The sequence below is a fragment of the Rhodoferax sp. MLSD5-FHT05B10 genome, assembly GCF_058793415.1.
In genome coordinates this window covers 354,476-379,553 of sequence record NZ_JBXAFT010000001.1, presented here as the reverse complement: position 1 = coordinate 379,553, position 25,078 = coordinate 354,476, and the positions used below count along the sequence as shown (strand labels likewise).

Sequence of the window (25,078 nt, the reverse complement as noted above, 5' to 3'; positions counted from 1 at the left end):
TGGGCCGGGTGGGTTTGTGCGGCCTCCAACACAATACGGGCATGAACACCCCTCCCCCAGGCCACGACCTTCCACAACCCGGCTGGCACTGGCGCAACAGCTTTGCCGAACTGGGGCCCGATTTCTACGCCCCCCTGGCGCCGCAGCCCCTGCCCCAGCCCTATCTGGTGGGGCACAGCGCCGCGGCAGCCCGGCTGATTGACCTGACGCCCGCCGCCCTGCAAACCCCCGTCTGGCAGGACATTCTGGCGGGCAACCAGCTTCCCGTGGGGGGACAGCCGCTGGCCAGCGTCTACAGCGGCCACCAGTTTGGCGTGTGGGCGGGCCAGCTGGGCGACGGGCGCGCCATCCTGCTCGGCGAACTGGCGCCGCAGCCCGGCCAGCCCGGTGTGGCGCAGGAGCTCCAGCTCAAGGGCTCCGGGTTGACGCCCTTCTCGCGCATGGGCGACGGCCGCGCCGTGCTGCGCTCCAGCATTCGGGAGTTCCTGTGCAGCGAAGCCATGCACGCCCTGGAAGTGCCCACCACACGGGCCCTGTGCATCATGGGTTCCGACCAGCCGGTCTACCGGGAACAGCCGGAGACAGCCGCCGTCGTCGCCCGCATGGCGCCAAGCTTCATCCGGTTCGGGCATTTCGAACACTTTTGCCATACCGGCCAGCACGCGCAACTGCGCCAGCTGGCCGACTACGTGGTAGACCGCTTCTACCCCGCCTGCCGGACCGACAACCGCTTTGGCGGCAACGCCTATGCCGCCTTGCTGCAGGCCGTGACCGGGCGCACGGCGCAGTTGATGGCACAGTGGCAGGCCATCGGGTTCTGCCATGGCGTCATGAACACCGACAACATGAGCATTCTGGGCCTGACCATCGACTACGGCCCCTTCCAGTTCCTGGACGCCTACGACCCCGGCCACATTTGCAACCACTCGGACCACCAGGGCCGCTATGCCTTTCACAAGCAGCCCGGCGTGGCGTACTGGAACCTGTATTGCCTGGGGCAGGCACTACTGCCCCTGATTGGCGAACAGGAGCAGGCCATCGCCGCCCTGGAGACCTACAAGACCCTGTATCCCCAGGCCTTTGCGGCCCGCATGGCGGCCAAGCTGGGTTTTGCCCAGGTACCCGACGGCCTGCAGGCGCTGGTGGACGAAGTGCTGCGCCTGATGGCTGCCGACCGGGTGGACTACACCATCTTCTGGCGCCGCCTGAGCCACTGGGCACGCCAGCCCTCGCCGGCCGATACCTCGGTTCGCGACCTGTTTCTGGACAGCGCCGGCATCGACCGCTGGTTGCTACAGTTTTCAGAGCGCATTGCGCAGCCTACAAGCGGGTTTTCTGCCGATTTGATGCTCAAAAGCAACCCCAAGTTCGTGTTGCGGAACCATTTGGGCGAGTTGGCCATCCAAGCGGCCAGGGCCAAGGATTTTTCCGTGGTCGCGCAATTGCTGGATGTGCTGGAGCGCCCTTTTGATGAACACCCTGCGTTTGAAGCGTATGCCGACTTCCCACCCGACTGGGCCGGCAGCATCGCCATCAGCTGCAGTTCCTGACCCCCTCACCGGACCCCTGAACCATGACCTACCCCATCCAGAAAACCGAAGCCCAGTGGCAGGCCGAGCTGCAGGCCAAAGGGGCTGAGCCCCGTGCGTTCGAGGTTACCCGTCACGCCGCCACCGAGCGCCCCTTCACCGGCAAGTACGAGGCCCTTTGGGCGGATGGCAGCTACCACTGCATCTGCTGCGGCAACACCTTGTTCGACGCCGATACCAAGTTCGACGCCGGCTGCGGCTGGCCCAGCTTTTCGCAGGCCAAGGCGGGGGCCATTACGGAAATCACCGACCGCAGCCACGGCATGGTGCGTGTGGAAACGGTGTGCAGCCAGTGCGGCGCGCACCTGGGCCATGTGTTCGAAGACGGCCCGGCCCCCACGGGCCTGCGCTACTGCATGAACTCGGCCTCGCTACACTTCGTACCTGCATGAAGATACTGATCGACTTTTTTCCCCTCCTGCTCTTCTTTGGCGCCTACAAGCTGTTCGACATCTACGTCGGAACCGCGGTGCTGATGGCAGCCACGACGTTGCAGATGGCGCTGATTTACGGCATTGACCGCAAACTCCAGGCCATGCACAAGGTCACGCTGGCGCTGGTGCTGCTGTTTGGAACCCTGACGCTGGTCCTGCACGACGACCGCTTCATCAAGTGGAAGCCCACCGTGCTGTACACCGCCATGGCCATCGCGCTGGCGGTTGCCGTCTGGGTGATGCACAAGAACTTCCTCAAGCTGCTGCTGGGCAGCCAGCTGGCGCTGCCAGAACCGGTCTGGCACCGGCTCAACGTGGCCTGGGTGGTGTACTGCGCTTTCATGGCGCTGAGCAACGCCTACGTGGTGGTTTACTACAGCACCGAAGCCTGGGTGAGCTTCAAACTCTGGGGCTACGTCTTTCCGCTTGTTTTCATCATCGGACAGGGGCTGTACATCGCGCCCCATCTCCGGGCCAACGACTCTTCTGACAGAGGACCCACACCATGACCACTTCCGCACCCACCGCCGCCCGGCTCGAAGAGCGCCTGCGCGCGCGCCTGGCACCCACCCGGCTGGAGGTGCTGGACGAAAGCTTCCAGCACAACGGCCACGCCGGGGCCAACGGCACGGGTTTCGGGACCCATTTCCGGGTTCGCATCGCTTCGGAACTTTTTGCCGGCAAGAACCGGGTTGCACGCCATCGCCTTGTGTATGATGCACTGCAAGATTTCATTGATCAGGGCCTGCACGCCCTGGCCATTGAAGCCGAAGAAACACACCCCCATACCAGCGCTTAGTACGATCTCGCATCCCTGAAGGAAAACGCATGAAGAAGCAAATTCTGTCCGCCCTCACTCTGACCGCCCTGCTGGCGGCGGCAGCGCCCGCAGCCTGGGCCCAAAACGTCGCCATCGTCAACGGCAAGGCCGTGCCGCTGTCGCGCGTGGAGGTGCTGACACAACAAATGGCCCGCTCGGGCCGCCAAGTCACGCCGGAAATGCAGGGACAGATCAAGGACGAAGTCATTGCCCGTGAAATCTTCATGCAGGAAGCCCAGGCCCGCGGACTGGACGCCACGGAAGACTTCAAGAACCAGATGGATCTGGCCCGCCAGGCCATCCTGATCCGTGAGCTGTTCACGGATTACCAGAAGAAGAACCCGGTGTCCGATGCCGAAGTCAAGGCCGAATACGACAAGTTTGTCGCCGCCAACAGCGGCAAGGAATACAGCGCCCACCACATCCTGGTGGAAACGGAAGACCAGGCCAAGGCCATCATTGCGCAGCTGAAAAAAGGCGGCAAGTTTGAAGCCATTGCCAAGAAATCCTCCAAGGACCCCGGCTCCGGCGCCAACGGCGGCGCGCTGGACTGGGCCAGCCCCAGCAACTACGTGAAGGAATTCTCCGACGCGCTGGTGGCCCTGTCCAAGGGCAAGATCACCGAAACACCGGTCAAGACCCAGTTCGGTTACCACATCATTCGCCTGGACGACGTGCGTGAAGCCCAGTTGCCCAAGTTCGAGGAAGTGAAGCCCCAAATTGCCCAGCAGTTGCAGCAACAGCGCATGGTCAAGTTCCAGGAAGACCTGCGCAGCAAGGCCAAGGTCGAATAAACCTTCCGGGCAGCTGGTCCCCGATGCAAAACGCGGCCCTGGCCGCGTTTTTTTATGCCTCTCCCTGCGCGATGCGATTACTATTACCCTATGGGCCGTATGGAATAGCCAGAAGAACGAGGACACACACGCCATGGACGTAGCCGGGATCACCCTGACCGAAGAGAACGGCCAAGTGCTGTTGCACAGCCAGCCAACGGCCGGACGCACCGTGGTCGACTCGGAATTGCTGCACGCCCTGCTGGAGCAGAACGGGTTTGGCGGATGCCTCCTCCACGAAGCCGCCATCGCCACGGCCGCCAGCGACTGCAACACCCACACCACTCCATTTACCGCCCACCTGGCAGACCGGCTGGACGCCACCGTTGGCGTCCGGATTGCGGCCGATGAGATGTCCGCCGAGTTGACTCTCACGCCCGCGCACGGCGGCAAAACCGCCTGCGCCGAAGATGTGATCCACCTGCTGGAAGCTGCCGGCGTGGTGTTCGGCATCGACGAAGCCGCCGTGCGCCAGATCTGCGCCCAGGGTCACGCCAGCCATGTCCCCGTTGCCCACGGTGCGCCGCCCGTCAACGGCAACCCCACCATTTTCGAGGCGCTGATTCCGCAGACCGCAGACCGCGCCCCCAAGGTGGATGCGGACGGGTTCATCGATTACCGCGAGCGTGGCGACATCTGCGTGGTACATGCCGGTGCCGAACTCATGCGCCGCATTCCCCCGACGGCGGGGGTGGACGGCCACACCGTGCGGGGCCGCGTGCTGCCGTCCCATGCCGGGCGGGACGAGCCCTTTGCACCCCAGCTGTCCGGCGCACAAGTGGCCCTGCAAGACCCCAACCTGCTGCAGGCGCAAGTGTCCGGGCAACCCGTGCTGGTTCCCAACGGCGTCATGGTCGAGCCCATTTTGCATGTCAAGGAAGTCAACCTCAACACCGGCAACATCCAGTTCGAAGGCACTGTGCAGATTGACGGCGAAGTGATCCAGGGCATGAAAGTCCGCGCCAGCGGCGACATTCTGGTGGGCGGCACGGTGGACGGTGCCCTGCTCGAAGCCGGCGGCAACATCCAGATCGGTGGTGGCATCATTGCCCAGGCCGACGTGCGGGCAGCCGGCTCGGTGAACGCGCGCTTTGCCGAGGGCGCCAGCATCCGTGCGGGCACCGTGATTGCGCTGGACGACGCGGCCCTGCAATGCGATCTGCAGGCCCTCAACCAGATCATCATTGGCGTCAAATCCCCCCAACGCGGGCGCCTGGCCGGAGGTTCCGCCACGACCATGATGCTGCTGCGCGTGCCCGTCCTGGGCTCCAACCAGGGCGGCGTCACCCGGGTGCTGGTGGGAACCAACCCGGAACTGGAAACCCAGCGCAAGGCGCTGGAAGAGCGCCTCGAAAAGGAAAAGACCAACGAGGAGAACCTCAAGAAGCTGGTCCACCACCTGAGCACGGCCGGCGACCCCAAGGGCATGCTGGAGCGGGTCAAGGGCGCCTGGCAGCAGGCGGTCCAGGCCTGGGCCCAGTCCCTGGTTGAACGCGAGGAGCTGGAAAAACAGCTGGCCCTCACGCAGGGTGCCGAGGTGGAGATTGGGGTAAGCGTGGCGGGGGCCGTGGACCTGGCATTTGGCCAGAAAGTGGCCCACCTGCGCACGGAATTCGACGCCGGCGTCTTTTCGATCGACGCCGAGGCTCACATCCTCTTTACCGACCGCTCGGGAAACGCCAAGCCCGTTGCCTGACTGGACCCGGGCCGGACTGGGATAATCGCAGCATGTCCCTGCCCGATTACCAGCTTGAACTCTTGGCCCCGGCGCGTGATGCCGACATCGGCATCGAAGCCGTCAACCACGGTGCCGACGCCGTCTACATCGGCGGCCCCGGCTTTGGCGCCCGCTCCAGCGCCGACAACAGCGTCTCCGACATTGCGCGCCTGGTGCGCCACGCCCACCGTTTCAACAGCCGCATCTTCGTCACCCTCAACACCATCCTGCGTGACGAGGAACTGGAGCCGGCCCGCAAGCTGGCCTGGCAGCTGCATGACGCGGGGGTGGACGCCCTCATCATCCAGGACATGGGCTTGCTGGAGCTGGACCTGCCGCCCATCCAGCTGCATGCCAGCACCCAGACCGACATCCGCACGCCCGAAAAGGCGCGCTTCCTGCAGGACGTGGGCCTGTCGCAGATCGTGCTGGCGCGCGAACTGACACTGGAGCAGATTGCCGCCATCCGCGCCGCGACCGACCCTGCCCGTTGCACCCTGGAATTCTTTGTGCACGGCGCCCTGTGCGTGGCCTACAGCGGCCAGTGCTACATCAGCCACGCCCATACCGGGCGCAGCGCCAACCGCGGCGAATGCAGCCAGGCCTGCCGCCTGCCCTACCAGGTGGTGGATGCCAAGGGCCGTTTCGTGGCGCACGACAAGCACGTGCTCTCCATGAAGGACAACAACCAGAGCGCCAACCTGGCTGCGCTGGTGGATGCGGGCGTGCGCAGCTTCAAGATCGAGGGCCGCTACAAGGACATGGGCTACGTGAAGAACATCACCGCCCACTACCGCACGCTGCTGGACGAACTCATTGAAGCCCGCGAAGGCTCCGACGCGCCCCTGGCCCGTGCCAGCAGCGGGCGCACCACTTTCACCTTCACGCCCGACCCCGACCAGAACTTCAACCGCGAGTTCACCGACTACTTCGTCCAGGGCCGCCAGATGGACATTGGCGCCTTCGACAGCCCCAAGAACCCGGGTCAGCCCATTGGCTACGTGACCCAGGTCGGCCCCAACTGGGTCGAGCTGGAACTCGGCGATACCGCCATGGCGCTGCACAACGGCGACGGCCTGTGCTACTACGACCTGCAGAAGGAACTGGTGGGCATGGCCATCAACCGGGCCGAGGCGGTGAACGCGGCCAAGGGCCGCTGGCGCGTGTTCCCCAAGGACGCCGTGGCGGGCCTGAAGGACCTGCGCAAGGGCCTGGAGGTCAACCGCAACCGCGACGTGGACTGGGTGCGCGTGCTGGACAAGAAGTCCAGCGACCGGCGCATAGGCGTCTGGGCCGCCCTGTCCGCCACATCGGATGGCATGGCCCTGTCTTACACCGACGAGGACGGCTGCGTGGGCGAGGCCCAGACCGATCTGCCTCCCGAACCCGCCAAGGACGCTGCCGCCGCCGACGCCAGCAACCGCGCCCAGATCGGCAAACTGGGCGCTACTATTTTTGAAGCACTTGACGCAGATGTCACAGGCGCCAGCGGCCTGTTTGTGCCCGCGTCGGTACTCAATGCCCTGCGCCGCGGGGCGATCGAGGCCCTGGAAGCCTCACGCGCCCAGGCCTGGCAGCGCCTGGAACGCGCCACGCCCGTGCAGCCACCGGTTCCCTACCCGGAAGACACGCTGAGCTACCTGGGCAATGTGTACAACACCTCCGCCCACAACTTCTACGCTCGCCACGGCGTGCGGGTCATCGACGCCGCTTTCGAAGCCAACGAGGAGCTCGGTGAAGTCAGTCTGATGATCACCAAGCACTGCGTGCGTTTCTCCCTGAGCCTGTGCCCCAAGCAGGCCAAGGGCGTGGTGGGCGTGCAGGGCCAGGTCCGGGCCGAGCCCTTGCAACTCATCAACGGCAAGGAAAAACTCACCCTGCGCTTTGACTGCAAGCCCTGCGAGATGCACGTGGTGGGCAAGATGAAGACGTCGGTTCTGAACCAGGCCCGCAAGGACCTGGCGGCTGCGGCCGACGGCGTCCCCCTGACCTTTCACCGCACCCGACCCACTGACGCGTTCGGCCACTGAGCTGCCTTGTCAATACCTGCGAACACCCTGCCTATCCACCCATGAATTTCTTCAACCGACTGGTTTCCAAGGTGCGGACCCAACGTACCAACCGCCAACTGGGCGCTGTGCTGGCCTTTGTGGCCGGGGCCGTCAACGCCGGAGGCTTCCTGGCCGTCAAGCGCTACACCTCGCACATGACGGGCATCGTGTCCGAAGTGGCGGACGATCTGGTGCTGGGCGAACTGACGCTGGCCCTGACGGGCCTGATGTTCCTGATGGCCTTCATGGCGGGGGCCGCCACCACGGCCATGATGATCAACTGGGCACGCCGGCGGCAAATGTACGGCGAATACGCGCTGCCGCTGATGTGGGAAGCGGTGTTCCTGCTGGCGTTTGGCCTGCTGGGCGCCAACCTGGATGTGTGGATTGACGTGTTCGTTCCCACCACGGTGCTGATCCTGTGTTTCATCATGGGCTTGCAGAACGCCATCGTCACCAAGATCTCCCGGGCCGAGATCCGCACCACCCACATGACCGGCATCGTGACGGACCTGGGCATTGAGATCGGGCGGCTGTTCTACTGGAACCGCTCGCACAGCGCCAACGCCACCCACTTCGTCCGCGCCGACCGCGACCGGCTGGCCATCCATGCCACGATTCTGGCGCTGTTCTTCTGCGGCGGCATTGTGGGGGCCATCGCCTTCAAGGCCATCGGGTTTTACGCCACGGTCCCCATTGCCGCCCTGCTGATGGTGCTGGCCAGTCCGCCGCTGTGGAAAGACATTACCGAAGATGTTTGAACATCTTGGACGCAATGCGCTCGGAAATGCGCATGCTGCGCGGGCCGGGTAGCAACTCGAACGGCTCTCCCGCGCCCACGGTACCGGGCACGTCCACTGCCAGGTAGAAACCGCAAAAGCCGCTCTGCGCCATCATCTTGACCGCCATGTTGAAGCCCATGGCGGCGTTGAACTTGTAGCAGGGTTCCCGGGGCTGCGTCACCCGCAGGGCGCAGTGGGCAAAGCGCAGCACGTCCCCCACCCAGACCTCGCTTTCCAGCAGCCCTTGCAGGGTGAGGTTCTCGCCCATGGAGCCGTGCGGCAGCTGGGGGTCGATGCCGGCCACGCCGGCATCTTGGCGGGCGTTGCGCCAGAAATCGTAATGTTCCACCGGGTAGGCATACACCGCCTTGTCGAGCCCGCCGTGGACCGAGAGGTCGGCCTGCTCGTCGCCATGCAGGCCCAGCGCGCCCACACCCACCGGCCCCGGCGCCGCCGTCTTGTGGATAGCCGAGAGAATGGAGCGCCCGGAGATGGTGATCTTGCGGGCCTGGGCGACCTGGACGCCCAGCACCGACCGTGCAGATGCAGACATGGTTTGCGCTCCTACAACGGCTGCTGGACCACCGTGCCGGCGCGGCTGGAGTAGCGCACGGTGGCGTCCAGCGTCTCGACCTGCACCGTGGCGGCGCGCCGGTACACCTGGGCCCTAAGCCAGTCGCACTCGGCTTGCAGTGCCTCCGCGTCACCCAGCCGGGTGTGCCAGACCTTCTGCTCCGCGTTCCAGCGGTAGCCGCGGGCCTTGAGCAGGTCCTTGGCGTCAAACGGGGCTGCGGTGGCCTGCAGGCGGTAGCTGGGCTTGCGGCCCTGCTCCACCAGCTGGGCCAAGCCGGTATGGGCTTGTCCCGGCAAGGGGGCGGCCAGTACCGCCAGCAGTGCGTGGCAGTCCATCTCGGCGCGGTGGGCGTCGTAGAACCAGCCCATCTCCAGCGCCAGGTTTTCCAGCTTGGCCGAGCCGCGCCCGTAGTCCTTCCAGCCGATGTCGGCAAACGAGCAGGCCCAGGCCAGTTCGCGGAAGCGGGACAGGCGGGCCTCGGCAAACGGACGGTCAAACCCGGCATTGTGTGCAATCACCAGATCGGCGCCGTCCAGCAACTGTGCCACCCTCGCCTCGTCCAGGCGCTGGCCTTTCACCATGGCGTTGCTGATGCCGGTGATGCCCTCGATCTCCTTGGGAATGGGCATGCCGGGGTCCTCCAGGCCATCGTAGACCTGCACTTCGCCCACGGGCAAACCGGTGGTCCGGTCCACATCGACCCGCAACAGGGCCAGCTCGATGATTTTTTCCTTGGACTGGTCCAGGCCCGTGGTCTCGGTGTCGAGCACCACCACGCGGCACACGTCCTGCCCGTCGGCGGCCGGCGGCCACCGCAGACGCGATTGCAGGCGGCGCAGCACGCGGTAGTCGGGGTGGGTTTCCAGCACGCGGGCCAGGGATTCGGCGTCCTGCGCCGGTGCCGCGGACGCCGCTGGGGTGGCCGCGGGCATGGTCTTGCGTGGAGCCCGCTTCTTGGGCGGGACAGATACCGTGGGAAGCTCCGCCACAAAGGCAAAGTCGAGCTGGTTGTTGTTCAATGGTCCACCTTGGGGAACGGGAAAATGCGGGTGCGAAAACTGCCATTATCATCGTCCACACACGCCCCATCCCTCCAACCCATCCGTATTTATGGCCACGACATCCACTCCCGCTGCTGCTCCCAAACCGGTCCGTCCCCTCAAGGGCGTGCGCGTCCTCAGTCTGGCGCTGAACCTGCCCGGCCCGGCGGCGTTGATGCGCTGCGCGCAAATGGGCGCCACCTGCGTCAAGCTGGAACCCCCGGCCCACCCCAGCGCGCCCAAGGGCACCTCGGGCGACCCCATGGGCCTGTACAACCGCGCAGCCTACGACGTGCTGCACCGGGGTGTGCGCGTGGCCACCGCCGATCTCAAGTCCGAAAAAGGCCAGAAGGCCCTGCACCGCGAGCTGGCCAAGACCGACGTGCTGCTCACGTCTTTTCGGCCCTCGGCCCTGAGCAAGCTGGGTCTGGAATGGAAAACGCTGCACAAGCAGTACCCCAACCTGTCGCTGGTAGCCATCGTGGGCGCGCCGGGCGCGCGGGCGGAGGAACCTGGCCATGACCTGACCTACCTGGCGGAAAACGACTTGATTGGCAGCCTGGACCTGCCCCCCACGCTGTACGCGGACATGGGCGGCTCGCTCATGGCCTCCGAGGCGGTGCTCCAGGCCCGCCTGCACCAGCTGCAAAAGGGCAAGGGGGCACGCTTTGACATTGCCCTGTCGGATGCGGCCGGGTATCTGGCCCTGCCCCGCAGCTGGGGTCTGACCAAACCCGGCTCGGCCGTGGGCGGCGGCCACGCCGGCTACCGCGTCTACCCCTGCAAGGACGGGCGTGTGGCCGTGGCGGCGCTGGAGCCGCACTTTGCAGCGTCGCTGGCCGCGGCGGTGGGGCTGAAGGCCTCCCACATCATGGCCATGTTCGCACCGGAAACCCACCAGGCGATTGCCGCGTTCCTGCTCACGCAGACACGCAAGCAGCTGGACCAGCTGGCCGCGGCAAAAGACATTCCGCTGCACACGCTGGCCTGATTCCGGCGCACGGATGCTATAAATTCAATAGCTGTCTACGCAGGTTCTACGGCGCCTGGAAGCCTGAATTGCCCTAAAAAACCCGCTCGACCTGGTAGCCCCGCCGCGCCAGCAAGGCGGGAATGCCGATGGTGCCGGTCATGTGCATGGCACCTACCGCCACAAAGAGCTTGTGCCCCTGGGCGTGCAGCTGGTCGATGCGCTGGGCCAAGCCGGGGTTGCGGTCGTCCAGCAGGCGGCGCATCAGCTTCTTGTCCAGCGGGGTGTTGGCGCACTGGCACCACTGGCTGTAGCGTTCCAGTTCCGCCAGCTCCCCGTTTTCCCACACCTGGGCCGACTTGAGCAACACCGTGTGCACGCGGTCGGAATCCAGGTCGTCCAGCCCTTCGCGCACCACCGTTTCGGCCTCGGCGGCATTGCGCGCCAGCAGGGTCTTGAGCTGCAGGGCGACCGTTTCCAGCGACACCACGGGCCGCCCGCTGCCGTGCGCCAGGATAGACAGCAGGATTTCCGAGCCATAGCTGGGCTCCAGCCCATCTGGGCGCCCCACCAGCGTAGACAGGGTGTAGACCAGCATTTCTGGCGCCACCTGGCTGGTGGCGTCTGCCGGCAGACACTGCGCCTGCAGCGCCCGCAGCAGGCGGCTTTGCAGCGCAGCGGGCAGCGGGTGCGCCTTGGCGCGGGCCATGCCGGCGGCCATTTCGCGCTGCACGGTCTCGTCCAGCGGGTCGAGCTCCAGCGCCACGGTGTCGGTTTCCTGCAGCGCCCGCTGCACCGAGGGCCCGGGCGCCATCCACTCGGCCCGCCCCACGTGCAGCGTGCCGTACAGATAGGAGGCATGACCGCCCTTGGTGACGCGCCACAGCAGGCCGCGGTCGCGAGCCTGCGCCGCTGCGGCCTGGAACAGTTCCGGGGTAAACGGCTGGGCAGCCGGGGGGCATTGCGGCGCGTCCTGCGCGGCGCCCACCGGTGCGGCAACGCACAGCAGCCATGCCAGGCCAAGAGACCAGAGTACTTTCACGCGAACCTCCCTGTTGTGAACAGGCAGTGTAAAGGCGCCAGCGACGCCCCGGTCAACGCGGTTTGCGTGCCGGCTTGCCGCCTGCGCGCTTGGCGCCCGTGTCACGCGGCGGCAGCCCGGTGTGCTGGGTCAGCACGCGCCCCGGCTTGGGCTTTTCCGTGACCATGGTGGGAATGGTGAGGAAGTTGTCCTTCTTGCGCGAGCCGCAGCCGCCGTCGCCGGTGCCCATAGGCTGGTAGGTCGGAATCAGGTGGTGCTTGCCGTTGCCGATCAGGTCGGCGCGGCCCATGGCCTTCAGCGCATCGCGCAGCAGTGGCCAGTTCTTGGGGTCGTGGTAGCGCAGAAAGGCCTTGTGCAGGCGGCGGCGCTTTTCGCCGCGCACCACGTCCACCTTTTCGCCCCGCTCGTCGCGGTGCACGCCCTTGAGGGTGTTGATGCCGGTGTGGTACATGGCCGTGGCCGTGGCCATGGTGCTGGGGTAGAAGGTCTGCACCTGGTCGGCGCGGAAACCATGCTTCTTCAGCCAGATGGCCAGGTTCATCATGTCCTCGTCGCTGGTGCCCGGGTGGGCGGCGATGAAGTAGGGAATCAGGAACTGCTTCTTGCCCGCTTCCAGGGTGAACTTGTCAAACAGCGTCTTGAACTTGTCGTAGTTGCCGATACCCGGCTTCATCATCTTGGTCAGCGGCCCGCTTTCGGTGTGCTCGGGGGCGATCTTCAGGTAGCCGCCCACGTGGTGGGTGACCAGCTCCTTCACGTATTCGGGGCTCTGGATGGCCAGGTCGTAGCGCAGGCCGGAGCCGATCAGGATCTTCTTCACGCCCTTGAGCGCGCGGCCGCGACGGTAGATGGAAATCAGCGGGTCGTGGTTGGTGGTCAGGTTCTGGCAGATGCCGGGGTAGACGCAGCTGGGCTTGCGGCAGGCGGCCTCGATCTCGGGGCTGCGGCAGCCCAGGCGGTACATGTTGGCCGTGGGGCCGCCCAGGTCGGAGATGGTGCCGGTGAAGCCCTTGACCTTGTCGCGGATGTCTTCGATCTCGCGGATCACCGACTCCTCGGAGCGGCTCTGGATGATGCGACCCTCGTGCTCGGTGATGGAGCAGAAGGTACAGCCGCCAAAGCAGCCGCGCATGATGTTGATGGAGAAGCGGATCATCTCCCACGCCGGAATCTTGGTGGCGTGGTCGTGGCTGCCGTTCTCGTCGGCATAGGCCGGGTGCGGGCTGCGCGCATACGGCAGGTCGAACACGTAGTCCATCTCGGCCGTGGTCAGCGGGATGGGCGGTGGGTTGATCCAGACGTCGCGCGCGGTCACACCCTCGCCGTGGGCCTGCACCAGGGCGCGGGCGTTGCCGGGGTTGGTTTCCAGGTGCAGGATGCGGCTGGCGTGGGCGTACAGCACCGGGTCGCTCTTGACCGCTTCAAAACTGGGCAGGCGGATGACGGAACGATCCCGCGGCGGCAGCTTTTGGCTGCCTTTGCCCTGCAGTGCCGCATTGGGCACAAAATTCAAGGGTTTTTCGGCCACAGAGGCCGTAGCTGCTGCGTCAGGCGCTCCTGAATTGCTAGCGCCCGGCACGCCTTTCGACTCGTTTTCCTCCTTGGCGCAGCTGCTGCCCTGCCCGGCGGCCTGCTCGCTGGTGGTCTGGTAGGGGTTGATGTGGTCTTCCACACGTCCGGGGGTGTCCACGCTGGTGGAGTCGATCTCGAACCAGCCCTTGCCGGTCTCGTCGTCGGGGCGGCGCACAAAAGCGGTGCCGCGCACGTCGGTGATGCGCTGCACCGGCTCGCGGGCAGCCAGGCGGTGGGCAATTTCCACAATGGCGCGGTCGGCATTGCCGAACAGCAGCAGGTCGCACTTGGCGTCTACCACGATGGAGCGGCGCACCTTGTCCGACCAGTAGTCGTAGTGGGCGATACGGCGCAGGCTGCCTTCGATGCCGCCTAGCACGATGGGCACGTCCTTGAAGGCCTCGCGGCAGCGCTGGCTGTAGACAATGGCCGCGTGGTCGGGGCGCTTGTTGCCCTCGGCACCGGGGGTGTAGGCGTCGTCGCTGCGGATCTTGCGGTCCGCCGTGTAGCGGTTGATCATGGAATCCATGTTGCCCGCCGTCACGGCCCAGAACAGGTTGGGCTTGCCCAGCACCTTGAAGGGGGCGGCGCTCTGCCAGTCGGGCTGGGCGATGATGCCCACGCGAAAGCCCTGTGCCTCCAGCAGCCGGCCGATCACCGCCATGCCGAAGCTGGGGTGGTCCACATAGGCGTCGCCGGTGACCAGCACGATGTCGCAGCTGTCCCAGCCCAGCTGCTCCATCTCGGCGCGGCTCATGGGCAAGAAGCGGGACGTGCCGAAGCGCGCGGCCCAGTATTTGCGGTAACTGGTCAGCGGCTTGGCGGCGCGCGGAAAATGGGAGACGTCAACAAAGGCGTTCATGGGACTTTCGGGTAACCCCGCATTTTAAAGTCCCACGCTGGGCAATGCACCCTAAAGGGGTACTCGGGCTGGCGCGTCCACGGCCACAAACTGCCCCAGCGCGGCGCTGCGCTCCCCCAGCACCAGCAACCGCATGGCCAGCTCCACCTGCGCCGGCGTCACGGCCGGCTCGGGCGCCCGCCCCTGCAAATGCGCACACAGCTGGGCGTAGTAGGCGGGGTAGTTGCCCGGCAGGTCCGGTGCCGGCGTCACCACCGGCCCGCTGCCGGTCTGCACGGTGACGGAGCCTACCTGCGGGTCGCGGCCCCAGCCGGTGGGGCCCTGGCCGCTGGCGTCCCAATGGGGGCGGCCGCCGACCTTGAGCGCATCTTCCTGCACGTCCAGACCGTATTTGACGAAGGAACCCCGGGTACCGTGCACCACAAAACGCGGGCCCACTGCCGGCACCAGCGCGCTGCCGTGCAGCAGCACGCGCAGGCCGGGGTGGCGGGTGGTGTAGCGCAGCTGAGCATGGAAATAGTCATTCACCTGCGCACCGTCACGCTGGCAAGCCAGGTCCACCAGCAGGTCGTCGGGCGAGCCGAACAGCTGCAGACACTGGTCCACCAGGTGGGCGCCCAGGTCAAACCACAGCCCGGAGCCCGGCAGGTTCTGCTCGCGCCAGCGGTCCGGCACCACCGGGCGGTAGCGGTCGAAATGCGACTCGAAGTGCACGATGCGGCCCAGCACCCCGCTGGCTAGCACCTGGCGCAGGGCCAGGAAATCGGCGTCCCAGCGCCGGTTCTGGAACACCGTCAGCACGCGGCCCACGGCCTGGGCCGTCTGCAGCAGGTCCTGCGTCTGCTCCAGGGTCACGGTGCAGGGCTTGTCCAACACCACATGCTTGCCCGCCAGCAGGGCGGCGCGGGCCAGGAGGTAGTGGCTTTCGTTGCCGGTGGCAATCACCACCAGATCGGTGTGCGGGTCGGCGAAGGCATCCTCGGGCGTGGCCACCACGGCCACCTGCGGCCAGTCCGCCAGCACCTGCTGCGGCTTGGAGGAGCACACACACGCCAGCTGCAGCCCTGGCACCCCGCTGATCAGCGGGGCGTGGAAGATGCGGGCGGCGTTGCCGTAGCCGATGAGGGCCACGCGCACAGGCGCCGGCAAATGCGGGGGGGATGGGGGATGTGCCATGGGTCCATCATCCCACCGAAGGGCCGGTTGCACCCTCCATGCCCGTAGAAACCCCAATGCCCGGCCGGCTCCTGGCATCCAATTTGCGTGGCTTAGCCCGTAGAATGATTTTTTTCTTTTTCAACCTGCCGGGGTTGCACCCCGGTTTCTCAAAGGACCCTTCCATGAAGAAACTTTTGCTGGCTGTTGCGCTGGGATCGCTCTGCGCCGCGTCGTTTGCACAGGGCAAAGACCTCAAGGTCGCCATTGACCCCACCTACGAGCCCTTCACGTTCAAGACGGCCGACGGCAAGCCCACCGGCTTTGACGTGGACATCGCCAGCGCCCTGTGCGAGCAGGTCAAGCGCAAATGCGTGTTCGTGGAACAGGTCTGGGACAGCATGATTCCCGGCCTGCAAGCCAAGAAATACGACGTGATCATCAGCTCGATGTCCATCACCGAAGACCGCCTGAAGGTCATCGACTTCACCGACAAGTACTACAACACGCCCAGCCGCGTGGTGCTGAAGAAGGACGTGAAGTACACCGGCCCGGCCTCCACCAAGGGCAAGAAGATCGGCGTGCTCAAGGGCAGCACCCAGGAAAAATACGCCATGGGTGAACTCAAGACCGTCGGCGCCGACGTGGTGCCCTACGAAGCCCAGGACCAGGTCTACCTGGACATCAAGGCCGGCCGTCTGGACGGCACGGTGGCGGATTACGTGGAAGTCACCGGTGGCTTCCTGAGCAAGCCCGAAGGCAAGGACTACGAGTTGAAGGGCGAAGAGCTCTACACCAAGAAGTACTTTGGCGAAGGCGTGGGCATTGGTCTGCGCAAGGGCCAGGGCGCCCTGAAGACTGAGCTGAACGCAGCCATCAAGGCCATCCGCGCCAACGGTACCTACAAGAAGATCAACGACAAATACTTCAAGTTCGACGTTTACGGTAAATAATCAGGCCCTAATCCTGGCGTCGACGCAGGGGGTTGCCCCGCGTCGACGTTTCTTTTTGTTGGGTCTGACATTTTCATGAACGGTTATTTCACCGCCATCCTGCAAGGCGCCGTGCTGACGGTGGGCGTATCCCTGTGCGCGCTGCTGGTTTCGATCATCCTGGGCCTGCTGGGCGCCGGCGCCAAGCTTTCGGGGCACCGGGTGCTGGTGGCGCTGGCCACCGTGTACACCACCATCATCCGCGGCATCCCCGAACTGGTGCTGATGCTGCTGGTCTTCTACGGCGGCACGATCGGGTTGAACAACCTGCTGGAATGGATGGGCAGCGAGGACACGGTGGACATCAACCCCTTCGTGGCCGGGGTGCTGACCATCGGCTTCATCTATGGCGCCTACATGACGGAAACCTTCCGCGGCGCCATCCTGTCCATTCCCAAGGGACAGATGGAAGCCGCCTGGGCCTTTGGCATGGGCCGCACCCAGACCTTCCTGCGCATCACCGCCCCGCAGATGGTGCGCTACGCCCTGCCCGGCTTCACCAACAACTGGCTGGTGCTGATCAAGGCCACCGCCCTGGTGAGCCTGATCGGCCTGCAGGAGATGACCTACATCGCCAAGCAGGCCAGCGCCGCCACGCGCTCGCCCTTTACGTTCTTCCTCTTCACGGCGGCCCTGTTCCTGATCTACACCACGGTGTCGCTGTACGCGCTGCGCCGGATCAACGCGCGTTACAGCCTGGGCACCAAGCGGGGGCAGCTGTAAATGAACTGGTCTGTCATACTCGAGCCGCAAAACCTGGCGCTGTACGCCAGCGGCATCGTCACCACGCTGAGCCTGCTGTTTTCGTCCCTGGCCGTGGGCGCCGTCATGGCACTGGTGTTCGCCTTGCTCCTGACCGGCCCCTGGGCCCCCCTGCGCTGGGTGGTGGGGGCCTATACCTACGTCATCCGGGGCACGCCGCTGCTGATTCAGGTCTACATGATCTATTACGGCCTGGGCCAGCTGGAGTGGATCCAGGCCCGCTGGGACACGGTATGGCCCTGGACCCATTTCAAGGAGCCCTTCTTCTGCGCCCTGCTGGCCTTCAGCCTGAACACCGCGGGCTACACCGCCGAGATGCTGGCCGGCGCGATCCGCGAAACCAGCGCCGGTGAAATCGAGGCCGCGCAGTCCTTCGGCATGAGCCGCCTGCAGGCCATGGTGCGCATCGTGTTGCCCAGCGCCCTGCGGCGCACCCTGCCCGCCTACAGCAACGAGGTCGTCATGATGCTGCACAGCACCAGCCTGGCCAGCGCCGTGCCGGCCATGCTGGATGTCACGGCCGCTGCCAGCCGCATCTATTCGGACTACTATCTGCCCTTCGAGGCCTATTTGGCCGCGGCCTCGATCTACCTCACGGCATCGTTTTGCCTGATTGGTGTCTTCAAGCTCAGCGAACGGCGCCTGCTGGCCTATCTGGCGCCGAGAAAGCACTGACACTGCCATGCGCCGCATTGACCACCCCCTGCTCACCCCCAGCCTGGGCAGCCAGAAAACGCTCACCAGTTTTCACTTCGGCACACCGGGCCAGGGGCCCAAAATCTATATCCAGGCCAGCCTGCACGCCGAAGAACTGCCGGGCATGCTGGTGGCGCACCATTTGCGCGCCCGGCTCGAGGCAGCCGCTGCCGCCGGCGACATCCGGGGAGAAATCATCCTAGTGCCGGTGGCCAACCCGATCGGGCTGGCGCAGCGCGTCGACCACAAGCCCATGGGCCGCTTCGAACTGGACACCTCCGAGAACTTCAACCGCCATTACCCCGACTTCGCCAAGGCCCTGCTGCCCGCAGTTCTGGCCACCCTGGGCAACGATGCGCAGGCCAACGTAGCCGCGGTGCGCCGCGCCATGGGCGAGCACCTGCGCCAATGGCAACCTGCCACCGAGCTGCAAAGCCTGCGCCACACGCTGCTGACGCTGGCCCACGACGCCGACTGCGTGCTGGACCTGCACTGCGACTGCGAAGCCGTGATGCACTTCTACACCGAGGAGCCCTGCTGGCCGCGCCTGGAGCCACTGGCGCGCTTTCTGGGCAGCCAGGCCGTCTTGCTGGCCCGCCAGTCAGGCGGCAGCCCGTTTGACGAATGCCTATCTGGCGTCTGGTGGCAGCTGGCCGATGCACTCCAGGCATCAAACAGCAGCGCCCCCCTGCCGCAAGGCTGCTGCAGCACCACCATTGAGTTGCGCGGAGAGGCCGACGTGGCCCACGATCTGGCGCAGGCCGATGCCCAGGCGATTTGCGCCTACCTGCAGCACACCGGCGTCCTGGCCTGTGCCGAGCGGCCCCAGCTACCCCCCTTGCCCTGCCAGCCCACCCCGCTGGCCGGTTCAGAAACCCTGAACGCACCGGCGCCCGGCGTGGTGGTTTTTGCTGCCCAGGTGGGCCAGCAGCTGCGCGCCGGCGACCTTGTGGCCGAGGTGATCGACCCCCTTTCCGGCCAGGCGCACCGCGTGGTGGCAGGCGTGGGCGGCACGCTCTACGCCCGCATCCGCGAACGCTACGTCACCCGTGGCGGCGAGCTGGGCAAGATTGCTGGCGCCACACCGTTTCGAACCGGGGAGCTGCTGGGCGCGTAAGCCCGGCGTCTCCCGCCCCCTTTTTTTCCGCCTTGCTCCATGACTTCCAAGCCCCTCAAACTCCAGGTCGACAACATCCACAAGCGCTTTGGCAGCAACGAAGTGCTCAAGGGCGTGTCCCTGTCGGCCTACGCCGGCGACGTGATCAGCATCATTGGCAGCTCCGGGTCCGGCAAAAGCACCTTTCTGCGCTGCATCAACCTGCTGGAGAAACCCCACGAGGGCCGCATCGTGGTGGCCGGCGAGGAGCTCCTGCTGGCGCCCCAGCGCAACGGTGAACTCGGCGCGGTGGACCCCAAACAGCTGGCGCGCATCCGCACCAAACTGGCCATGGTGTTCCAGCATTTCAACCTGTGGGCGCACATGACGGTGCTGCAGAACATCATCGAGGCCCCCGTGCACGTGCTGGGCATCGAGCGCGAGCAGGCCATTGCGACCGCACGCAAGTACCTGGTCCAGGTCGGCCTGGAAGGCAAGGAAGACGCCTACCCGGCCCACCTCAGCGGCGGTCAGCAGCAGCGCGTGGCCATCGCCCGCGCCTTGGCTATCGAGCCCGAGGTCATGCTGTTTGACGAACCCACCAGTGCCCTGGATCCCGAGCTGGTCTCCGAAGTGCTCAAGGTTATGAAAAACCTGGCGCAGGAGGGCCGCACCATGGTAGTGGTGACCCACGAGATGGGCTTTGCCCGCGAGGTCTCCAACCACCTGATCTTCCTGCACAAGGGCCTGATCGAAGAAGAAGGCAATCCGGCCCAGGTGCTGGCCGCACCCAAGAGCGAGCGTCTGGCACAATTCCTCTCCGGCAACCTCAAATAACGGCGTAGAGCACCGCAGAAACTGCGCAGACAGCTATTAAATCAATAGCATCCATTTTCACCATGCGTGCCCCGGGCACGCAGAAAGCCACCCGTCATGCTGAAATTTTTACCTGGCCCGCTGGTCGGCCTGATCGCCTCGCTGCTCATGGTGCTCAATGTGCTGTTCTGGGTGCCCGTACTGCTGTTCTTTGCCGCCCTCAAGCTGGTCCTGCCGTTCAAGCGGGTGCGCCTGCTCATAGACCCCATCCTGCTGTGGATTGCCGAGCGCTGGATCAGCGGCAACAGCGGGTGGATGAACCTGACCCAGCGTACCACCTGGGACGTGCAGGGCATCGAAGGCCTGAACCCGCGCAGCTGGTACCTGGTCAACAGCAACCACCAGTCGTGGGTCGACATCCTGGTGTTGCAGCACCTGCTGAACCGGCGCATACCGCTGCTCAAGTTCTTCATCAAGCATGAGCTCATCTGGGTACCCATCATGGGCCTGGCCTGGTGGGCGTTGGAGTTCCCCTTCATGCGCCGCCACAGCGAGGAATACCTCAAAAAGCACCCCGAAATGCGCGGCAAGGACCAGGAAACCACCCGCAAGGCCTGCGAGAAATACGCCCTCATTCCCACCAGCGTGATGAACTTCCTGGAAGGCACCCGCTTCACCCAGGCCAAGCACGACCGGCAGCAGTCCCCCTACCAGCACCTGCTCAAGCCCAAGGCCGGCGGCATGGCGCTGGCGCTCAACGCCATGGGCGACAAGTTCCGGGCCATTCTGGATGTGACCATCGTGTATCCCGACGGCGCCCCCGCGTTCTGGGACTTTCTCAAGGGCAAGATGCACCGTGTGGTGGTGCGGGTGCGCTCCCTGCCCGTGCCCCAGCATCTGCTGACCGGCAATTACGCCGAGGACCCGGCGTTTCGCGAAGCGTTCGCGCAATGGGTGCAGCAGCTCTGGCGCGAGAAGGATGCCCAGATCGGCCTGCTGCTGGAAGCCGCCCGCAGGCCCCAGAGCCCGGCTGCGTAAGCGTTCCCTGCCGCTCCCATGACCGCCGTTTTCGCCCGGCCCAGGGTTGTGTTCCTGCTGGCCAGCCTGTGCTGCCTGCTGTGGGGCAGCGCCTACCCGGCCATCAAGATCGGCTACAGCCTGTTTGCCATTGCCCCCGGCGACGTGGCCACGCAACTGGTGTTTGCCGGTTACCGGTTTGTGGGCGCGGGCGCCCTGCTGCTGCTCTTTGCGACGCTCAGCGGCAAGCCCTGGCTGGCCATCAGCCCGCGCACGGGCATGCAGCTGGCGCTGCTGGGCGTGGCGCAGACCACGCTGCAGTATGTGTTCTTCTATATCGGTCTGGCACACACCACGGGCGTCAAGGCGTCCATTCTCAATGGCGTGGGCGCGTTTTTCAGCGTGCTGCTGGCCCATTTCGTGTACCACAACGACCGCCTGAGCTGGCGCAAGATTGCCGGTTGCACGGTAGGCTTTGCCGGGGTGATGCTCGTCAACCTGGGTGGCCTGGTCGGCGCTGCCGGCCCGGGCAGCGGCCATTTCGAGTTCAGCCTGCTGGGCGAGGGCTTCTTGCTGCTGTCCTCGCTCACGCTGTCGGCCGCGTCCATGTACGGCAAGCGGGTATCGCAGGGCATGGACCCGGTGGTCATGACGGGTTACCAGCTAGGCGCAGGCGGGCTGGTGCTGCTGGCCCTAGGCGGACTTGCCGGCGGCACGCTACACGCGTTCACGCTGCAGTCCAGCGCGCTGCTGGCCTATCTGGCAGCGCTGTCCGCAGTGGCCTTTGCGCTGTGGGGAGTGCTGCTCAAGTACAACCGCGTGAGCAGCGTGTCGGTGTATTTTTTCCTCATGCCGCTGTTTGGCGCCGGTCTGTCGGCCCTGTTCCTGGGCGAGAGCATCTGGGCCTGGAAGAACCTGGCAGCCCTGGCGCTGGTGTGCCTGGGAATCTGGTGGGTTACACAAGAAAAATAGAGAAAGACCACGTGGAACGGGCGCAGGAAGCTATGGATTTCATAGCACTGCGCAACACCACAGACGGCCGCGCAGGTTATTCGGAGTAGCGCCGCGGGCTGGACTGCCCTTCGGCGGGCTCGCCCGTGTCGGGGTCGATCCAGTCCGAAATACCGATTTCGTCCTCCGCCTCCTGCAGGGATTCACCGGGCTCGGGCGTGTCTGCATCGGCGCTGGGCACATCGGCCTGCGCCAGTTCACGGCTCTCGAAGGGGCCGATCTCCTGGCCGTCCGGCGCAACCCAGTAGTAGCCGTCGGGCCGGGAAATGACCAGAACCTCCTCGGACCCATCATCCAGGTCCGCCGCGACCTCGTCTACCGGTGCGGTGGCACCCACTGTCTTTGGCACGTTGCGCATGGTCTCGTTCCTTTCAGCCTGGCGGGTGGGAGCACCCGGTACCCTGGCCCGAGCATACGCCTGGAACCGCCCGTTGGGGTTGGAAAAATGCAACCTCCAGCGGGCAATTGATAGCGGTGCCCGGCGGGTTTAGCCGGCCAGGCCGACGTAGATTTCCTGCACGTCGTCGTTGGCATCGATGGCGGCCAGGAAAGCCTCCACCTCTTCCAGATCTGCAGCGCTCAGGCTGGCCGGATCGATCGGGTTCTTGGGCTTGTAGCCTAGCTTGACGGACAGGACATTGAAGCCCTGCGCCGGCAGGGCCCGGCTCACCAAGTCCAGGTCCGCGGGATCGGTCAGGAACAGGGTGGTGCCCTCTTCGTCGCCCGGCTCCAGGTCCTGGGCTCCGGCCTCGATGGCGGCCATCTCGGCGTCGGCACCGGGGGCCAGGGGCGCGGCCTCGATCATGCCCACATGGTCGAAGTCCCAGGCCACCGACCCCGAGGTGCCCAACTGGCCCTTGCGGAACAGCACGCGCATTTCCGGTGCGGTGCGTTTGACGTTGTCGGTGAGGCACTCGACCATGACCGGCACCTGGTGCGGCGCAAAACCTTCGTAGATGACCCGCTCGAAGCTCACCGCCTCATCGGTCAGACCGGCGCCCTTCTTGATTGCCCGCTCCAGGGTGTCCTTGGGCATGGAGACCTTGCGGGCCTGCTCCACCACCAGGCGCAGGCGCGCATTCTGGGCCGGATCGGCGCCATTGCGCGCGGCAATCATGATGTCCTTGACCAGCTTGGTGAACAACTTGCCCTTGGCGTTGGCCACCAGCTCCTTGCCCTTTGCTTTCCACTGTGCGCCCATGGCGAATGTTCCTTGCGTTGCAGCGCTGAATGCGCCGGATGTTGAAAATGGGGAGAACGCGGCAGGCTCCCCGCTGCAGAAAGCGGGGCACAAGACCGGTCGAAGGCACGGTTATACACCCAAGCCGGTGCGGCACCGGCATGTGCTGCGTGCCGCCTGCCACGGTCCCCTGACCCAGATCAACCGGGCTGCGGGCGCTCAGGCAGTGGTCGGCACACCCTGCACCACACCCATCTGATCCAGGGCAGTGGCCAGCTGCGCCACGCTGCGGTCCGCGTTGTGCAGTTTTTCCAGGCCAAACAGCCCGACACGGAAGGACATGAAGTCCGCCGGCTCGTCGCATTGCAGCGGCACACCCGCTGCCGTCTGCAGCCCCAGGGCCAGGAACTTCTTGCTGTTCTGGATACCGGCGTCCGTGGTGTAGCTCACCACCACGCCCGGGGCCTGGAAGCCCGCGGCCGCCACGCTGCGGATGCCCCGGCTCTCGAACAGCGTCCGCACCTTGCGGCCCAGCTCGATCTGCTCGGCGCGGACCTTTTCAAAACCATAGTCCCGGGTTTCCTGCATCACTTCGCGCAGGCGGGTAAGCGCGTCGGTGGGCATGGTGGCGTGGTAGGCGTGGCCACCGCCCTCGTAGGCTTCCATGATCTGCAGCCACTTCTTCAGGTCGCAGGCAAAACTGGTGCTGTTGGTGCCGTCGATGGCGGCACGTGCGCGCTCGCTGAGCATCACCATGGCGCAGCACGGCGAGCCGCTCCAGCCTTTTTGCGGGGCACTGACCAGCACGTCTACACCGGTGGCCTGCATGTCGACCCACATGGCACCCGAGGCGATACAGTCCAGCACCATCAGCCCCCCCACGGCGTGCACGGCATCGGCCACCTGGCGCAGGTAGTCGTCCGGCAGGATCATGCCGGATGCAGTTTCCACATGCGGAGCAAACACCACGTCCGGCTTTTGCGTGCGGATGGCAGCCACCACCTCGTCCACCGGGCAGGGAACCCAGGGTGCCTGCGGGCCGTCGCCGACCCGACGGGCCTTGAGCACAGTGGACTCGGCGGGGATGTTGCCCATGTCGAAAATCTGCGTCCAGCGGTAGCTGAACCAGCCATTGCGCAAGACCAGCGTCTTCTTGCCGGTGGCAAACTGCCGCGCCACCGCTTCCATGCCAAAGGTGCCGCTGCCGGGAACCAGAACGGCCGAGCGGGCGTGGTACACCTCTTTCAGAATGCTGGAGATGTCGCGCATCACGCCCTGGAAACGGGCGGACATGTGGTTCAAGGCGCGGTCGGTGTAGACGACCGAGAATTCGAGCAACCCGTCGGGGTCGATTTGGGGCAACAGTCCGGGCATGGGGCGTTCCTGAATGCGGGTGAAAGAATGTCAATCGGAGTGGGAAATCAGCTTAGCATGAACGCATGAACCGCGGTTCGTCTGCGGGCTTGTGACCCACTCGGCCCCCAACCCGCACAATCGCAACACAGCGCCCTGCTCAACCATGCCGAATCTGCCTCAAGAGCCTCCCGCCGCCAGCGCCCGGTTGTTCCTGGCACTGCTGCCCGATGCCCAAGTCCGGGCGGCCTTGGCACGCCATGTCGACCACTGGCACTTCCTCCCCGACGCGGTGCGGTACGCCCCCGCCGACTGGCATGCCACGCTGCACTTCATTGGGTCGGTGGCGCGCGCACGGCTCCCCGCGTTGTGCACCGGACTGCAGGTGCCCTTCACACCGTTTGATCTGCACTTTGGGGACCCCGCATGCTGGCCTAACGGCCTGGCGGTGCTGTGCCCGAGCGCTGTGCCCGACGCCTTGGTGCAGCTGCATGGCCGTCTGGGCCAGGCGCTGCGCGAACTGGGCCTGAAAACCAACACACGGCCGTACCGGGCCCACGTGACACTGGCCCGCAAGGTCCACGACGCAGCGTGCCCCGCACCGCCGCCCGCGTTTGCCTGGCCAGTGAGTAGCTACGCCCTGGTGGAGTCCACCGGGCAGACCGCACAGCGTTACCGCGTGCTGCAGTCGTACGGCGCCGCGCCCTGAATCCC

The 25,078-nt window shown here is 65.5% G+C and carries 25 protein-coding genes; 17 read left to right on the top strand and 8 right to left on the bottom strand.

The annotated features are described in order from the left end of the window. The first annotated feature begins 41 nt into the window (after positions 1–41). From AC1Q5W_RS01805 to AC1Q5W_RS01770, 8 genes are all read left to right on the top strand, one after another. On the top strand, positions 42–1,550 hold the full coding sequence (locus AC1Q5W_RS01805) for a protein adenylyltransferase SelO (protein WP_492646015.1): 1,509 nt from the start codon (positions 42–44) through the stop codon (positions 1,548–1,550). A 23-nt stretch (positions 1,551–1,573) separates the two neighbouring features. Continuing rightward, entirely contained in the window at positions 1,574–1,981 is a 408-nt protein-coding gene (msrB, locus tag AC1Q5W_RS01800) for a peptide-methionine (R)-S-oxide reductase MsrB (RefSeq protein ID WP_492646014.1), read from the top strand. Further along, positions 1,978–2,532: a septation protein A gene (locus AC1Q5W_RS01795; RefSeq protein WP_492646013.1), complete on the top strand. Its 555-nt coding sequence runs from the start codon at positions 1,978–1,980 to the stop codon at positions 2,530–2,532. The genes msrB and AC1Q5W_RS01795 overlap by 4 nt, the downstream gene beginning before the upstream one ends. After that, the gene (locus AC1Q5W_RS01790) at positions 2,529–2,822 is read left to right on the top strand and encodes a BolA family protein (protein WP_492646012.1); all 294 of its coding nucleotides are present in this window, start codon (positions 2,529–2,531) and stop codon (positions 2,820–2,822) included. The genes AC1Q5W_RS01795 and AC1Q5W_RS01790 overlap by 4 nt, the downstream gene beginning before the upstream one ends. A gap of 29 nt (positions 2,823–2,851) precedes the next feature. Continuing rightward, positions 2,852–3,637, top strand: a complete 786-nt coding sequence (locus AC1Q5W_RS01785; protein ID WP_492646011.1) for a peptidylprolyl isomerase — start codon at positions 2,852–2,854, stop codon at positions 3,635–3,637. 133 nt (positions 3,638–3,770) lie between these two features. Then, positions 3,771–5,372 (top strand): flagellar assembly protein A, encoded by a 1,602-nt coding sequence (locus tag AC1Q5W_RS01780; protein ID WP_492646010.1) that lies wholly within the window; start codon positions 3,771–3,773, stop codon positions 5,370–5,372. Positions 5,373–5,404: 32 nt separating this feature from the next. Further along, a complete protein-coding gene (locus tag AC1Q5W_RS01775; protein WP_492646009.1) occupies positions 5,405–7,423 on the top strand; it encodes a peptidase U32 family protein in 2,019 nt (672 codons plus the stop codon). A gap of 41 nt (positions 7,424–7,464) precedes the next feature. Beyond that, complete coding sequence (locus AC1Q5W_RS01770; RefSeq protein WP_492646008.1) at positions 7,465–8,205, top strand: YoaK family protein; 741 nt, start codon at positions 7,465–7,467, stop codon at positions 8,203–8,205. Here AC1Q5W_RS01770 and AC1Q5W_RS01765 read toward each other — a convergent pair. Together AC1Q5W_RS01765 and AC1Q5W_RS01760 are read right to left on the bottom strand one after the other, a co-directional pair. Beyond that, complete coding sequence (locus AC1Q5W_RS01765; protein ID WP_492646007.1) at positions 8,189–8,779, bottom strand: MOSC domain-containing protein; 591 nt, start codon at positions 8,777–8,779, stop codon at positions 8,189–8,191. The two genes, AC1Q5W_RS01770 and AC1Q5W_RS01765, sit on opposite strands and share 17 nt — an antisense overlap. An 11-nt stretch (positions 8,780–8,790) precedes the next feature. After that, positions 8,791–9,819, bottom strand: a complete 1,029-nt coding sequence (locus AC1Q5W_RS01760) for a 3'-5' exonuclease (RefSeq protein ID WP_492646006.1) — start codon at positions 9,817–9,819, stop codon at positions 8,791–8,793. A 91-nt stretch (positions 9,820–9,910) separates the two neighbouring features. Here AC1Q5W_RS01760 and AC1Q5W_RS01755 point away from each other — a divergent pair, with 91 nt between their 5' ends. Then, positions 9,911–10,831 carry a CoA transferase gene (locus AC1Q5W_RS01755; protein ID WP_492646005.1) on the top strand — a complete coding sequence of 307 codons (921 nt, stop codon included), beginning with the start codon at positions 9,911–9,913 and terminating at the stop codon, positions 10,829–10,831. A 73-nt stretch (positions 10,832–10,904) separates the two neighbouring features. On the opposite strand, the gene AC1Q5W_RS01750 is transcribed toward AC1Q5W_RS01755, so the two are convergent. Genes AC1Q5W_RS01750 through AC1Q5W_RS01740 form a run of 3 tightly spaced genes read right to left on the bottom strand, consistent with a single transcriptional unit; the run spans position 10,905 to position 15,462 of the window. After that, positions 10,905–11,852, bottom strand: a complete 948-nt coding sequence (locus AC1Q5W_RS01750) for a TraB/GumN family protein (RefSeq protein ID WP_492646004.1) — start codon at positions 11,850–11,852, stop codon at positions 10,905–10,907. A 52-nt stretch (positions 11,853–11,904) separates the two neighbouring features. Beyond that, a complete protein-coding gene (locus AC1Q5W_RS01745; RefSeq protein ID WP_492646003.1) occupies positions 11,905–14,286 on the bottom strand; it encodes a YgiQ family radical SAM protein in 2,382 nt (793 codons plus the stop codon). 51 nt (positions 14,287–14,337) lie between these two features. After that, a complete protein-coding gene (locus AC1Q5W_RS01740) occupies positions 14,338–15,462 on the bottom strand; it encodes an oxidoreductase (protein WP_492646002.1) in 1,125 nt (374 codons plus the stop codon). Positions 15,463–15,626: 164 nt separating this feature from the next. Here AC1Q5W_RS01740 and AC1Q5W_RS01735 point away from each other — a divergent pair, with 164 nt between their 5' ends. The 7 genes from AC1Q5W_RS01735 (at position 15,627) to AC1Q5W_RS01705 (ending at position 21,792) form a co-directional block, all read left to right on the top strand. Further along, on the top strand, positions 15,627–16,394 hold the full coding sequence (locus tag AC1Q5W_RS01735) for a lysine/arginine/ornithine ABC transporter substrate-binding protein (RefSeq protein WP_492646001.1): 768 nt from the start codon (positions 15,627–15,629) through the stop codon (positions 16,392–16,394). A gap of 75 nt (positions 16,395–16,469) precedes the next feature. Next, positions 16,470–17,156 carry an ABC transporter permease gene (locus AC1Q5W_RS01730; protein ID WP_492646000.1) on the top strand — a complete coding sequence of 229 codons (687 nt, stop codon included), beginning with the start codon at positions 16,470–16,472 and terminating at the stop codon, positions 17,154–17,156. Then, positions 17,157–17,870 (top strand): ABC transporter permease, encoded by a 714-nt coding sequence (locus tag AC1Q5W_RS01725; protein WP_492645999.1) that lies wholly within the window; start codon positions 17,157–17,159, stop codon positions 17,868–17,870. 7 nt (positions 17,871–17,877) lie between these two features. Then, positions 17,878–19,008, top strand: a complete 1,131-nt coding sequence (locus AC1Q5W_RS01720) for a M14 family metallopeptidase (RefSeq protein ID WP_492645998.1) — start codon at positions 17,878–17,880, stop codon at positions 19,006–19,008. Between the two features lie 39 nt (positions 19,009–19,047). After that, complete coding sequence (locus AC1Q5W_RS01715; protein WP_492645997.1) at positions 19,048–19,824, top strand: ABC transporter ATP-binding protein; 777 nt, start codon at positions 19,048–19,050, stop codon at positions 19,822–19,824. 96 nt (positions 19,825–19,920) lie between these two features. Then, entirely contained in the window at positions 19,921–20,841 is a 921-nt protein-coding gene (gene yihG, locus AC1Q5W_RS01710) for a 1-acylglycerol-3-phosphate O-acyltransferase, YihG family (protein ID WP_492645996.1), read from the top strand. A gap of 18 nt (positions 20,842–20,859) precedes the next feature. Then, positions 20,860–21,792, top strand: coding sequence for a DMT family transporter (locus tag AC1Q5W_RS01705; protein WP_492645995.1), 933 nt, complete (start codon positions 20,860–20,862; stop codon positions 21,790–21,792). A gap of 76 nt (positions 21,793–21,868) precedes the next feature. Here the strand turns inward: AC1Q5W_RS01705 and AC1Q5W_RS01700 are convergent, their stop codons facing one another. The 3 genes from AC1Q5W_RS01700 to AC1Q5W_RS01690 form a co-directional block, all read right to left on the bottom strand. Beyond that, positions 21,869–22,189 (bottom strand): hypothetical protein, encoded by a 321-nt coding sequence (locus AC1Q5W_RS01700; RefSeq protein ID WP_492645994.1) that lies wholly within the window; start codon positions 22,187–22,189, stop codon positions 21,869–21,871. A gap of 129 nt (positions 22,190–22,318) precedes the next feature. Continuing rightward, complete coding sequence (locus AC1Q5W_RS01695) at positions 22,319–23,032, bottom strand: YebC/PmpR family DNA-binding transcriptional regulator (RefSeq protein ID WP_492645993.1); 714 nt, start codon at positions 23,030–23,032, stop codon at positions 22,319–22,321. Between the two features lie 198 nt (positions 23,033–23,230). Continuing rightward, the gene (locus tag AC1Q5W_RS01690; protein WP_492645992.1) at positions 23,231–24,385 is read right to left on the bottom strand and encodes an aminotransferase class V-fold PLP-dependent enzyme; all 1,155 of its coding nucleotides are present in this window, start codon (positions 24,383–24,385) and stop codon (positions 23,231–23,233) included. A 145-nt stretch (positions 24,386–24,530) separates the two neighbouring features. On the opposite strand from AC1Q5W_RS01690, the gene thpR reads away from it, so the two are divergent. After that, positions 24,531–25,073, top strand: coding sequence for an RNA 2',3'-cyclic phosphodiesterase (gene thpR, locus AC1Q5W_RS01685; RefSeq protein WP_492645991.1), 543 nt, complete (start codon positions 24,531–24,533; stop codon positions 25,071–25,073). Positions 25,074–25,078: the final 5 nt, after the last annotated feature.